Below are 13,316 nucleotides of genomic sequence, written 5' to 3' on the forward strand. Positions count from 1 at the left end.
ATGCCGATTTTGCCATAAATTCAAAAAAAAGGGGCACCACTTTGAACTAAGTATAGTGGTGTCCCTATTTCGTTACTTTTTAAAATGAAAAGGTAATGTAGATACAATGACGTTTTCACGTAATATTAGCAAAGTTCGCAGAATCCAACCAGTCTGGTTGTGAAGTATCCGGTGCCACAATTTTGCCGTCTCAAATTCGGGTATTACAATTGTTATGTAATGGTAGATACTCCTCTGCATCTCAATTTCATTTACATACGCTAAAATAGGTTGGACAATGGAACGATAAGGAGAATAGAGTACTCGTAATGGCACGTCTACGTTCAGGCTGTGCCATCTTTCTTCAAACTTTTCCCGTTCCTCCTCATCTGTATAGATATATAGCGCGATAACATCTCCACCCATAGCTTTCGAGTATCGAATTGAGGCAGCAACTACTTTAGTAATACCGGATACCGGAACAATGATAAGATTTCTTGGATTATGTATCTCGAGTTGCTCAGCAAAATCAGCCGATGAAATTCGTAATTGTTCGGCGGTAGTTTTATAGTGGCGATGAATAGCTTTAAAGAAAAAAATCATTGCGGGAATAAAGATAAGGACTATCCATGCGCCGTGACTAAACTTCGTTAGGGCAATTACTAACACAACAATACCGGTTACACAAGCGCCAAAGCTATTAAGGAGAGTGCGTGATATCCAGCCGGAGCCTTTTTCTCTTATCCACTTTACTACCAGGCTGGTTTGGGCAATGGTAAAGGATAGAAATACCCCGATAGCATAAAGCGAAATCAAGTGCTCAACATTACCTTGAAATACAATAATTAAGGCAGCGGATACCAGACTTAACAGTATTATGCCCTTACTATAGCCTAAGCGTTCGCCCCTTTCGCTAAGATATCTTGGGACGTAGGAATCTCGTGCCATGATGGACAAAAGGGGTGGCAGGCCGTTATAAGCAGTGTTGGCTGCTAAATACAAGACAAGCATTGTTGTCAACTGTATGTAGTAGTACCCCCATCCCCTGCCAAAGACATCCTCGGCCAGTTGCGAGAGCATAGTTACGTTTTCTACCGGTACCAGGTGATAGTGCAAAAATAAGAAAGATATTCCGGTAATCATGGTGCCAAGTAAAGCGGACATTACGTAAGTAGTTTTTATCGCATTATTTACACTGGGTTCCTTAAACATGGGAACACCATTTGAGATAGCCTCAACCCCTGTCATTGAACTACATCCATTGGAAAATGCCCGGAGAGCAAGCAAAATTACGACCCAGTCTGCCTGTTGGCGTACCAGTGATTCGGCGGGTATAAGCGGAGATGTCCCGGTAAAGGCATTATACGCGCCAGCCAATATCATACATATTATGCCTAAAACGAAGAAGTAGGTAGGCCATACAAAGACGTTTGAAGATTCCCTTACACCTCTTAGGTTTATTAAAGTCAGAATAACGAAGAGAACGGCCAGGTCAATAGTAACTTCCCGGCCAATAAGGAAAGGGAACGCTGAAACAAGTGCATCTGTTCCCGAGGAAATACTTACTGCAACAGTAAGCACATAGTCTGCTACCAGCGCTGCGGCTGCAGTAAGAGCCGGCAATTCTCCTAAATTATGCAGCGCAATGGAATAGGAACCACCGCCACCGGGATTAGCTCGTGCAACCTGGGCGTAAGACAATGTCACAATTGCCAAAAGAGCAACTACAGCTAAAGCCGCATAGCTAAAATATCCATAAATAAGCATGCCGGGAACAGCCAGGGTTACCATAATTTGCTCAGGCCCATAGCCAACTGAGGACAGTGCATCTGAGGAAAAAATAGATAATGCTTTCCATTTGGGTAATCTCTCGTGAGCAGCTTCTTCTGTCCGGAGGGGTTTGCCGATAATTAGTCTACGAAAATTCATGAATGTGTAAGCCTCCTTGGCCATGTCGTGTAGCAAGTGTAGGAGCGAGCCGTAGAAGCGGCTCTATATTTTAAAGATAAATAAAATGAATTTAGTTTATTTTGACATTCTCCTCTCATTACCTTCTTACTTAACGAAAAATTGATAAATTAGGGCTTACTCATCACTGGATCAGAAGGAAGATGATCAATTGACATGCTACTTTATGTACACTATTATAGTAATTGTAGCATTGTAAAATAGTTTTATTGTAGATGTAGTAGTATGGCATAGCTGGCAAATTTACCTACTAGGTAGAAGTATTTGCCGTTAGCAATAAAAATAGGTAGGAAGGTAGGATGGAATGAGTATTCAGTTGGTAATTCTTATTTTGTACATCGCAGTTTTGTTTGGAATTAGTATTTATGTAAAGCGAAGGGCTGCGAATAGTAGCGGATTTTTGTTTGCGGGACGTAAGCTAACTACCACGTTAGTTGCAGCAAACATTGCTGGTACCGCTATTGGAGCAGCTTCTACTATTGGAGTTGCTGAGAACTCTTTTCAATTTGGTATTGCTGCAGGATGGTATAACGTAGCTTGGGCAGCCGGGGCAGTTACTATGGCACTAGTTGCTGCAAGCAGATACCGGGAATTAAACTGTACAACAATCCCTGAATTATTTGAACGGTATTATGATAAGAAAGGCAGAGCGATTGCTGTTTTAGGAATGATCACTATTCAATTGGTCATTACTTCACTGCAGTATATTGCCGGTGGAGCAATCTTGTCTGCTTTACTACCTGATATTTTCTCTTTCAAGGGTGGCATGATTGTCAGTGCTATTGTATTTATTGGTACGACTATTCTTGGGGGATTATGGTCATCAGGCCTATCAAATATTCTTAGTACAACACTTATTTACATTGGTGTTTTAATCAGCACAACTGTTATTGTTTCCAGGCAAGGAGGAATTAGCGCGATAGCTGCTTCTTTACCTCCCGGAGTTGACTGGTTTGGACCGGTAGGCGGGTTTGGTACCGCGACAATAGTTGGCTGGTTTGTTGTTATGATGACACAGACTGTTACAGCACAAGGACCTGTACAGATAGCTTGTGCTGCCGTTGATAAAAAAGCAGCAAAAAACGGCTTCTTATGGGGAGCTCTTTTGATGTTTCCAGTAGGATTTGCATGCGCTCTTATGGGAATGGCGGCAAGGGTAGCTTATCCGGGAATGAACGCAACTATGGCTCTTCCTCAGATGATTATGGGGCTCGATCCGATAGTGGCAGGACTTACGTTAGCTGCGCTTTGGGCTGCCGATGTTGCTACCGCCTGTCACATTTTACTGGCTGCAGGAACATTATTTTCTCAGGATATATATAAACGATTTTATAAGCCGGATATCGATGATAAACAATATACTCTAGTCAACCGGTATGCTGTTTTGATTTTAGGGGCTACTACACTGTGGTTTGCGTTTAACGCTGTGGGAATTGTGAAAACAATGCTTATAGGTTTAAGTCTTACCACCGCTTTTACTCTTGTTTTCTTATTTACCATGTTTGCTCCAGGGCTTTGTCGGCGTAACTCAGCTTTTTATACGACGTTAGCCGGAATAATTACGTTATTTGTCTGGCAATCGTTTCCGGAGGTGCGAATTTTTGCTCATCCGATCTATATGGAATGGATAGTATGTTTCCTGACCTTCCTTGTAGTCGCCCTGGTTGATAGAAGTAGAATTACCACCAATGAAGCGAGGCAATGTGCCGAGATGCGAGTTCATGACTTAGCAAGTGTTGATGGACGATAATAAAGATGTAATTGTAGCGGCTCTTTTATCTGTATAAGAGAGCCGTTTTACTATACTAAAGGGATAACGAGAATAAAAAAATTCAAGATAGGAATCAAGAGGAAGAAAAGAAGCTCTTTTATCACAATGCGGTGGTAGGAGTTTCTTTTTATTTAGGCCAAGTTGCTAATTTATTATTCACGGTTACTTAATTATATTAGCAGATAATAATCGACAAATTTCGCTAATGTAAATCAGGTTTATTTACGATGATTAAATAAAGTTACTTTTATATATTTTAAGGAGCCTAAGTAATGACTTTCTTTAATGATACAAGCTTACTTCCAATCGTATATGAATTACTACATAATCTAGCGCTTCTGTATACATTCATTTCTTTGTTCATGCCCATGATTACTAAAGGTTGTCTAGAGTACAACCCTCTGAAGATACACACGAAAGGCGTACTTTTCTTTAGCATACTAGCTCTGGTATCGATGCTGATGCCCATTCGCTTTACCCAAATTCCTGACGCTGCTATTGACCTAAGAATCGCTATCATAATCTTAACTAGTAGTTATTTGGGGCCCTTAAACGCATTTTGTGTTGGCGTTGCGACCATTGTTTTTCGTATTTTATTGGGCGGATTGGGATGGATTCCCTGGGTGCCGGCCGCTTTATTAAGTGGCCCCGTGGCATTTGCTGTTATCAAACGGGTAAATAAGCGTCCTGGCGGGATGATTATGGCTAGTATAACTTGTACGGCCGTTTCCATGACAATTCTAGCGGTAGCGTCCCATAACCTAGATGTTTTCTCGTACTTTTCTCCAGCGGTTCACCCAGATAACTTTATCAAGATCTTTTTTGCGCTAGCCATTTGTAATTCAATGGCGGCAGTTGCTTATGATCGAGCTATCAAAAGCATTCTTATTCGACAACAGAATTATCACGAACTTAGATTGAAAGCGGATACAGATGGTATGACGGGGCTTTATAATCACAATCGATTTCAATATGAAATAGGCCAAGCCATAAATAGTGCGCAAAAAAGTAAAAGTCCTCTTTGTTTACTCATGCTTGACCTAGACTACTTCAAAGAATACAACGATAACCTTGGACATCAAGCCGGGGATGCTTTATTAAAAGAAGCAGCAAAAATATTTTTAGAAAGTATTCGTCCCAAGGATATTGCCGCTCGCTATGGGGGAGAAGAGTTTGCAATTATTTTACCGGATTGCTCTGAGTACGAAGCAGTAAAAATTTCAGAAAGAATACGGGAGAAATTCGAACAAAATCCCTTTTATGGCCGGGAAAAGATGCCGAAAAGAAAAGTTACAATCTCCATTGGCATAGCCTGTTACTTAGGGGATTCAACGGATAAAAACACATTGATTCAAAAGGCTGATGCCGCCTTGTATTCTGCCAAGCGAACCGGTCGGAATAAATCAGTAGTGTATAGTCCTTATAGAAATGTTTGTTTTATGGCCAAATCTTAGTAACCAGTTATTAAAAAAGCAGGCAGCCGCGGCCATGAATGAGGGGCGCAAAATGCCCGTACCTTTTCGGTACGGGTATTTGCATTACTCAACTTACACTGCTTAGTAGTATTTGTCAACACAAATTTGTGTATTGTATAGTTAAGACACTTCACCTAGCTTATGGACATTTTGGCTAGAGCATCTTCCGCGTGGCCAACATCCGGGTTTCCTGTCGATAGGTTTGCCACTGGAAAATGAAATAATAAGTCCGGCCCGTTCTGAGGTAGCTTGAATGATACCTGCGTATTCTAGTATGCTTTTTTTGTGCCAGGGCGGTTCAGGGCGCTTTCATTACACAGATTACGTGTTTGTGATGCGACACATAAACCGATATAATGTATATCAATAAGGAATCAAATGGTAACTTGAAGTTTTTGATGGTAAGGCCATTTGGCTGCATATTTGAATAAATTTCGCTGTGAACAAACAGAGGAGGTGAACCGATTCTCTCTATTATTTTAGGGAGATAGGAAGTTATTGGACCCTGCGTCTATGGTATTTAATGTGTTTCTTGTCATGTTACTGGTATTGTTAAATGGGTTTTTCGTCGCCGCTGAATTTGCTATGGTCAAGGTGCGTAGTACTCGTATTGAAACACTCGTACAAGAAGGGAATACGAGAGCTAAGTATGCGAAAAAACTGGTCGATCATCTGGATGCGTATTTATCGGCTTGCCAGCTAGGGATTACTCTGGCTTCGCTGGGGTTAGGCTGGGTTGGTGAACCCGCCATCGCCCACATGATCGAGCCTGTGCTACTGGACTTAGGTTTTTCGCAAGCCGTCATTCAGACTGTATCTTTTGCGATTGCTTTTTCAATTATTACCGCTTTGCATATCGTTCTGGGTGAACTGGCTCCCAAGTCGCTGGCCATCCAGAAGGCCGACAGTGTGACGATCTGGACGTCGGTGCCATTGATTGGTTTTTATAAGATCATGTATCCGTTTATATGGATTTTAAATACAATGGCGAATGCAATTCTCCAGGTGGTAGGTATTCAGACCGCGAATGAGCATGAAGCCGCCCATACCGAAGAAGAAATCCGGATTCTGATGGAAGAGAGCCACAAACAAGGGTATATTAACAAAACAGAACTCACGCTTGTCGATAATATTTTTGATTTCGCCGAAAGACATGCGAAAGAAGTCATGATTCCGCGGACAGATATGGTGTGCTTGTATGCCGAGGACCCGTTCGAACAAAACCTGGAAAAGGCCTTGATCGAGCAGGTTACCCGTTATCCTGTCTGCGCTCCCGATAAAGACAACATTATCGGATTTGTGCATATCAAGGATTTGCTTGCGGCACTGGCGAAAGGAGAAAAGCCAGCCCTGCGGGAGATGGTCCGAGAGGTACTGGCAGTCCCTGAATCAATGCCAATTAGTGATTTGTTGAAACTTTTGCAAAAAAACCGGGCGCAAATCGCAATTGTAATCGATGAGTTTGGTGGTACTGCCGGTTTGGTAACAGTTGAGGATATACTGGAAGAAATCGTTGGTGAAATCCAGGATGAGTTTGATGAAGAACGGCCGGTTGTTGAGCTGCGAGGGAATGATGCTCACTCTGTAGACGGACGCCTGCTGTTAGAAGAAGTCAACGAAGTGTTCGGACTCGACCTGGATGCCGAGGATGTTGATACGCTTGGTGGCTGGATGTCGGCCCGGGTGGAGATGCCACCCCGGATCGGTGAAAAAATTAGTCATAACGACTATGAATTTGAGGTTGAGGAAGCGGATAATATGCGGGTTATTCGGGTTCTTCTACGCAAAATCGCCGGAAGTGAACCGGAGTAGCGGCTGTTGTGTTTAAGCCTAAGGTCAGGAAAAGTAAGGGTGGCTATTTGGAGTTGCCCGGCAGATAAATTAGTGGGAACGGCATAAAGATACCGCTTTACTTTGCTGTTTTGTTAACCAGCCAGTTATCAAGGCAGTAAGCTCATCATGTTTTCCCGTAAAGACATGATCGGCCTTCATACGGATAATCTCTTTATCCCCTTTATAGTTATCATATAAAATCTCTGATCCGGATGGCGGCACAACAGTATCTTGTAAGCCGTGCACAATAAATAGAGGCATGCCGTGCAATGCTGTTTGGGACAAAATATCATAACGATTCTCTATTAAATCATTAACAAAATTTGGACTTATACTAAAGCCTTTACCTAAAAAGTTGGCTATTGTCCGGCCATTTAAAGAACGCTGCCATAAGTCGGGGCCAAAAATTATGTTTTGAAAATTTTGGACAGGCTGAGTGACTGGGGCTAACGCTACCCGGCCGGCAATAGCGCTGTCTTCATGACTAAGCACAATCAAGCCGCCTAAGCTGTGCCCTAAGAGATAGATTGGCAGGCCTTCAAATTCGGGCAAGCTTTTTACCCAGGCTATGACATTTCGCAAATCGGTTTGCCAATTTTTTATTGTAGTATCTGTGGCAAATTCACCATCACTTTCGCCGGAACCGCTAAAGTCAAAGCGAATGGCGATGAGACCTGCGGCCTCAATGGCATTTGCTATATGTAGCATTAGCTGATTGGTGCCGACTTTCTCACTGGTAAAACCATGGCAGCAAATGACGACAGGGGTCTGTGTTACGGTAAAACTATGCGTCTGGATCATAGCAGACAATTTGCGGTGTTGGCTTACTATCCATTCATGTTTTTTCATTCATAATCTCCTCCTCAAATAACTAAAGGCTAAAAAGCGACTTGTATCACTTTTTAGCCTTTAGTTCTCTAATCAGCTATATATTAAGTTTAAAAAAAGGCTAGAGCATAGTTATTTTAAACTATCTTTAGCCTTCAGTTCTCTGATCAGCTTTACCGGTATTTACTATTTTTCATTATGCTAACACTACCTGGGGGTATTGTCAAGAAAAAAATCTTAGCCCAGCTTCCACACTGCTTGGGCAATTTTACTCAAGTCCTTGGGCCAGTAACAAGCAGGGGTAAATTATTTTACCTTCTTTCATTTTACGCAAGCGCTTGTGCTAAATCGGTAATAATATCTTCCACATCTTCAATACCGACCGACAAGCGCAGCAGACAGTCGCTAATGCCTAACCGCTCTCTAATGTCAGCCGGAATGTCGGCGTGGGTCTGTATTGCAGGGAAGGTAATTAAGGATTCGACACCGCCCAAACTTTCAGCAAATTGGAGGACCTTTACCTTGCGCAGTATCTCACCAGGCAGGAGGGGGTGGTTTATTACAAAGGACAGCATGCCGCCATACCCGGACGCCTGGGCGTCTTGAATTTTTTTACCGGGGTGGTCTGCCAGGCCGGGATAATACACTTTATTAACACTGGGATGGGTGGTAAGCCATTCGGCGACAGATAATGCGTTTTTTTCGTGTTGACGCGACCGAACTGCCAGCGTCTTGAGACCGCGGAGCAGTAGCCAGCTATCCTGAGGTCCGAGAATCGCGCCGGTGGCGTTTTGGATAAAACCGATTTTTTCGCACAGAGCTGGATCTTTGGCAACGGCTAGGCCGCAGATAACATCATTGTGCCCGGCTAAATATTTGCTGCCGCTATGAACGACAATATCGGCGCCAAGCGCCAAAGGTTGTTGGAAATAGGGGGATAAGAAGGTGTTATCAACAATAGTATGAATAGGATGGGAGCTATACTTACGGGCTATAGACGTAATAGCCCGGATATCGGCAATTTTCATCAGCGGGTTGGTAGGTGTTTCAAGCAATATAGCTTTAGTGGCAGGCTGTATCGATTGGCGCACATCTTCAAGATTGCCGGTATCGACAAAAGTAGCTGTCAAGCCGAATTGGCTAAATAACTTGTCAAGAATGCGATATGTCCCGCCATAGCAGTCTTCGGTGATAATAAGATGATCTCCTGGCCGGTATAACATAAGTATTGCCGTAATGGCGGCCATGCCTGAGGAAAAAGCAAAACCGGCATGTCCTTCTTCCAGAACGGCTATAGCTTCTTCGACTGCTTGGCGGGTGGGATTTTGGGTGCGGGAATAGTCATAGCCGGTACTACGGCCAAGCTCGGGATGACGGAAGGTTGCTGTCTGATAGATAGGGGTACTGATGGCTCCGGTAGTCCTGTCAGTTACCAGGCCGGCATGGACAATTTTGGTTGCTAATTTCATATAACCCAACTCCTTAATTTATTATGACAATAACGACAAAAACGGCTCTTCCGTAAGAAGAGCCGTCTGCTAAACATAATCACTCATCTTCCGGATTGCTCCGCTGGATTTAGCACCTTGCATAAATGCTGGTTGCTGGGTGTCATAGGGCCAGTCCCTCGACCACTCTTGATAAGTTCGATATTATTTTTAATTTTTAATGAATATTATTTTGACACAATCAATAAAGTTTGTCAATAATTATTTACTAGGCCCTATCCCCTGTGTTCCTCTAACTTTTATGCCGGGCACTAACTACTTTCATTTGTTCAACAAGTAACTTAATTATAATGCCTAAAGTGATGTAAGCGGGGAAAGAATGGAGATTTGTCCACTTTATTGGGACATAAAAGCCTGATTTAACTAATATAGGTTCCATAATAAAACTAAAAATACCCGATAAGACGCAGATTGCTGTGATGAAAGATCTCCAGGTTGCGCAATATTGATAGATAAGTGAATAGATTACTGGAAGCATCATATAATCGATAGCGGTTGAAGGTGGAAAGACAGGTATCAAATTATCTTTACTCCAATAGGCTGTGAGAATGGGTAAGCCACACGAAAATCCTCCCATTTATCTTTATGCAAAAGGCTGAAATACTTGGAAAACAAGTGTTTCAGCCTTTTTAATTGCAGGATAGGGGAATTAGCTAAGTAATCGCAGCCATTATAGTAATTCTTTACATAGGTTTTACATAATTGTAACATTAAGGTTTTTTCCGGGTGCTATACTGAAAGCAAAATCCAGAGGGGGAGGAAGTACATAAAGGTGAAGAAAAATATCCTAAAGATAATAGCTATGGGATTGCTCAGTACCATGCTGCTGGCAGGCTGCGGAGCTCCTGGTTCCACAGGAAATTCGGCGCCGAATGGGAAAAAGGTAAAGATTGAATACTGGCATTGTAATGCAGAGACTCAGGGAGGAAAAACAGTAGAACAACTTGTTAGCGAATTTAATGCCCAGAGCAAAGACGTAGAGGTTGTGGCACGATACAATCCTGATATGTACAAGGGCTTAATGCAGAATCTGCAGGCGGAGGTTGCAACCGGAAAATCACCGGCCGTAGTACAAATTGGCTGGGCATTTTTGGATTACTTTTCTAATAACTTCAGCTATGTTGAACCACAGAAAGTAATTGATGAGAACTTTCCTGAGGATAAAACCTTTTTGCAGGATAATTTTTTGCCCAACGTATTAGGGCTTGCTAAAAACAGCAAAGGGAGTCAGGTAGGTATTCCTTACTCCTTGAGCACTCCGGTGCTTTATATTAACAAAGATCTTTTGCGGCAGGCCGGTCTGGATGAAAACGGGCCAAAAACGTGGGAAGAGTTGATTGTATTTGCTAATACCATTAAAGAGAAGACAGGAAAATACGGTTTTTATATGCAGGAGCCTGCCGATAACTGGGCGCAACAGGCACTTATGGAAAGTAACGGTGCAAGAATGATGACAAATGGCAAGGCAAGTTTTGCTTCTGAAGAAGGTATTCAAGCGTACGAGGCTTATGCAGATATGGTCGCCAATAAGAAATCCGCATTACACATTTCCTGGGGTGAGGGCGTACAGTCTTTTATTAATGGTAATGTAGGCATGTTATATACAACAATCGCCCAGCGTGCAAACATTCAAAAGGGTGCTTCTTTTGACGTTGCAGCAATAAATTCGCCGGCATGGCAGGGCAAGCCGAAGAGACTGCCGGCAGGCGGCTGTTTCCTGGCTATTACCGCTAAGACGAAGGAAGAACAGAAAGCAGCATGGAAATTTGAAAAATTCCTGTATAGCGTTGAATCCATGGCGGCCTGGACTAAGGGTACGGGATATGTGCCGCCGCGTAAAGATGTTGCCACAGCTGAGAACGGATTAAAGAACTTTTTGGTTGAAAATAAAATGATGGCCGCTGCAACGACACAGATGGATGGCGTAGTATCCTGGACTTCTTTTCCGGGAGATGCAGGTCTTCAGGCCGAGCAACTTCTTCTTGATGTAAGGGACCGGATTTTGAACGGCAGCATTTCAGCGCGAGATGGGCTGACGCAAACGCAGGCAAAGATTAATGAACTGCTGAAATAAAAGAAGATCGGGAAGAACAAGTCCGGGTAATCGGTGAATAGGCCCGATGAAAGCGCAGGGAATAGAGGAAAGAACGGTGGCCTAAGAATATATTCTCGAGCCACCGTTCTTTTTAATGGTTGAGATAAGACAATAAAGAGGGTGAAGAAAATAGATAAAAAACAAGTATGGCATAAATTCATTAACAGCAACACTTTGATCGCTTATGGGTTAATTCTGCCTTCTTTACTTGTTTTTTCCGTGTTTATGTTCTATCCGCTTTTTTATACGATCTACTTGAGTTTGTTTGATTGGAATATGATTAAACCGGTAAAAACCTTTGTTGGCAGTCAGAACTATATTGCCTTGTTTCAGGATCCTTTAACCTATACGGTGCTGAAAAATACCCTGGCCTATATTGTGATTTTGCTGCTCTTAAATTGGGCGGCTCCGTATGTCTTAGCTTTTATTCTATCATTTGTGATTAAACGGGGGCGAACGTTTTATAAAAGTGCGTTTTTCTTACCCAGCGTCATTTCTCTTGTGGTTGGCTCCATTTTATATTTATGGATATTAAATCCTGTCTCAGGCCCGGTTGCCATTGTTGCCAAGTTTTTTGGAATTACCATACCGATATGGAGTAAGACTCAGGGGCTGGTCATCGCTGTACTAAGTATCATTACCACCTGGAAAGTGTTTGGCTATAATTTTATTGTCCTGTTTGGCGGGATTGGCGGTGTGCCCCAGGAGGTCATTGAGGCGGCCCGGCTTGATAATGTACCGCTCTACCGGATTTTTTTTGATATTGTAGTACCCATGAGCGGCGCCACAGGCATCTATGTATTCATCATGACCATCGTCCAGGGTCTGCAATATGTTTTTACCCCTATCAAGGTGGTTACGCAAGGTGGTCCTGATAATGCAAGTTCCAATGCCATTTACAATGTTTTTCAAGAGGCATTTACACTCTATCACACCGGTTATGCTTCCGCCTTTGCCATTGCTACCATGGCTCTGTTTATAACTCTGTTGATTTTGGAATTCAAGTATGTGGAGAAAGGCATTCATTATGAGAATTGACAAAGAAATCAAATGGCACACACTGCTCTGCTGCGCGTTAGTCTTGTCTCTGGCGCCGATTGCTTTTGCTCTTTCAAGCTCCTTTAAGGAACTAAGCGAGGCATACAGCAACGTATTTGGCTTTCCGCAGCATCCGACATTCAGTAATTATGTGCAGGTGTTCTCACGGCTGCCTTTGCTGCAAATTACCACCAATACGTTTTTGATCGCCGTAGCGGTCACGATTTTTAAAACGGTTACCAGTACATTGGCGGCCTATTCTTTTGTATATTTGGATTTCAGGGGAAAAAATGTCCTGTATTTTATTTTAATTAGCACCATTTTCATTCCTTTCACCGTTACAATGATCCCTAACTACCTGACTATATCCCAACTTGGTTTCAGGAACAATATCATCGGTGTCGTTCTGCCACAGCTCAGTGATGCTACCGGCATTTTTTTGATCAGGCAGGCGATGCGGACTGTACCTCGATCACTGATTGAGGCAGCACGACTGGATCAGACAGGGCACTTAAGGATTTTGGGTGATATTGTATTTCCATTAGTTAAACCTGCGGTTGTTTCCAGTGGAATTATGTTTTTTATTAATTCCTGGAATGAGTATGTTTGGCCGGTCTTAATTCTAAAAGATAAGGCAAATTTCACGCTGCCTCTGGCGTTGCAGCTTTTTATCAGCTCTGAAGGCGGTACTGATTTCACGATCGCCATGGCGGTGTCGGTTATCACTATGATCATTCCTTTGGTGCTCTATATTATTTTCCAACGGTATATTATTAGCACGTTTACTTCTTCCGGTATTAAAGGATAGTATGAAACTCTTG

At 42.7% G+C, this 13,316-nt stretch carries 9 protein-coding genes and 1 riboswitch; of the genes, 6 read left to right on the forward strand and 3 right to left on the reverse strand.

Features of this window, described 5'->3' with window-relative positions; translation table 11 throughout:
• Positions 1-72: 72 nt before the first annotated feature.
• Positions 73-1,908, reverse strand: coding sequence for an APC family permease (locus tag SRRS_RS02940; RefSeq protein ID WP_371366078.1), 1,836 nt, complete (start codon positions 1,906-1,908; stop codon positions 73-75).
• Between the two features lie 343 nt (positions 1,909-2,251).
• On the opposite strand from SRRS_RS02940, the gene SRRS_RS02945 reads away from it, so the two are divergent.
• The 3 genes from SRRS_RS02945 to SRRS_RS02955 all read left to right on the forward strand — a co-directional run bounded on the left by SRRS_RS02945 (position 2,252) and on the right by SRRS_RS02955 (position 7,005).
• Complete coding sequence (locus tag SRRS_RS02945; protein ID WP_371366080.1) at positions 2,252-3,697, forward strand: sodium:solute symporter family protein; 1,446 nt, start codon at positions 2,252-2,254, stop codon at positions 3,695-3,697.
• A 293-nt stretch (positions 3,698-3,990) separates the two neighbouring features.
• Entirely contained in the window at positions 3,991-5,172 is a 1,182-nt protein-coding gene (locus SRRS_RS02950) for a GGDEF domain-containing protein (protein WP_371366082.1), read from the forward strand.
• 519 nt (positions 5,173-5,691) lie between these two features.
• Positions 5,692-7,005 (forward strand): hemolysin family protein, encoded by a 1,314-nt coding sequence (locus SRRS_RS02955; RefSeq protein WP_371366083.1) that lies wholly within the window; start codon positions 5,692-5,694, stop codon positions 7,003-7,005.
• A gap of 69 nt (positions 7,006-7,074) precedes the next feature.
• Here the strand turns inward: SRRS_RS02955 and SRRS_RS02960 are convergent, their stop codons facing one another.
• Both SRRS_RS02960 and SRRS_RS02965 read right to left on the reverse strand, forming a co-directional pair.
• On the reverse strand, positions 7,075-7,875 hold the full coding sequence (locus tag SRRS_RS02960) for an alpha/beta hydrolase (RefSeq protein WP_371366085.1): 801 nt from the start codon (positions 7,873-7,875) through the stop codon (positions 7,075-7,077).
• 305 nt (positions 7,876-8,180) lie between these two features.
• Positions 8,181-9,323 (reverse strand): PLP-dependent aspartate aminotransferase family protein, encoded by a 1,143-nt coding sequence (locus SRRS_RS02965; RefSeq protein WP_371366087.1) that lies wholly within the window; start codon positions 9,321-9,323, stop codon positions 8,181-8,183.
• A gap of 80 nt (positions 9,324-9,403) precedes the next feature.
• Positions 9,404-9,501, reverse strand: a riboswitch (SAM riboswitch).
• A 633-nt stretch (positions 9,502-10,134) separates the two neighbouring features.
• On the opposite strand from SRRS_RS02965, the gene SRRS_RS02970 reads away from it, so the two are divergent.
• The 3 genes from SRRS_RS02970 (at position 10,135) to SRRS_RS02980 (ending at position 13,303) form a co-directional block, all read left to right on the forward strand.
• On the forward strand, positions 10,135-11,436 hold the full coding sequence (locus tag SRRS_RS02970) for an ABC transporter substrate-binding protein (protein ID WP_371366089.1): 1,302 nt from the start codon (positions 10,135-10,137) through the stop codon (positions 11,434-11,436).
• 141 nt (positions 11,437-11,577) lie between these two features.
• Positions 11,578-12,495, forward strand: a complete 918-nt coding sequence (locus SRRS_RS02975; protein WP_371366091.1) for a carbohydrate ABC transporter permease — start codon at positions 11,578-11,580, stop codon at positions 12,493-12,495.
• Entirely contained in the window at positions 12,485-13,303 is an 819-nt protein-coding gene (locus SRRS_RS02980; protein WP_371366093.1) for a carbohydrate ABC transporter permease, read from the forward strand. Before SRRS_RS02975 ends, SRRS_RS02980 begins: the two co-directional genes overlap by 11 nt.
• Positions 13,304-13,316: the final 13 nt, after the last annotated feature.

Source organism: Sporomusa rhizae, from assembly GCF_041428845.1.
In the GTDB taxonomy this organism is placed as follows: domain Bacteria; phylum Bacillota; class Negativicutes; order Sporomusales; family Sporomusaceae; genus Sporomusa; species Sporomusa rhizae.

Bases quoted from the DNA above. Each gene is read 5' to 3' on its own strand.
- SRRS_RS02940 (WP_371366078.1), bottom strand. From the start codon at position 1,908: ATGAATTTTCGTAGACTAATTATCGGCAAACCCCTCCGGACAGAAGAA.
- SRRS_RS02945 (WP_371366080.1), top strand. From the start codon at position 2,252: ATGAGTATTCAGTTGGTAATTCTTATTTTGTACATCGCAGTTTTGTTT.
- SRRS_RS02950 (WP_371366082.1), top strand. From the start codon at position 3,991: ATGACTTTCTTTAATGATACAAGCTTACTTCCAATCGTATATGAATTA.
- SRRS_RS02960 (WP_371366085.1), bottom strand. From the start codon at position 7,875: ATGAAAAAACATGAATGGATAGTAAGCCAACACCGCAAATTGTCTGCT.
- SRRS_RS02965 (WP_371366087.1), bottom strand. From the start codon at position 9,323: ATGAAATTAGCAACCAAAATTGTCCATGCCGGCCTGGTAACTGACAGG.
- SRRS_RS02980 (WP_371366093.1), top strand. From the start codon at position 12,485: ATGAGAATTGACAAAGAAATCAAATGGCACACACTGCTCTGCTGCGCG.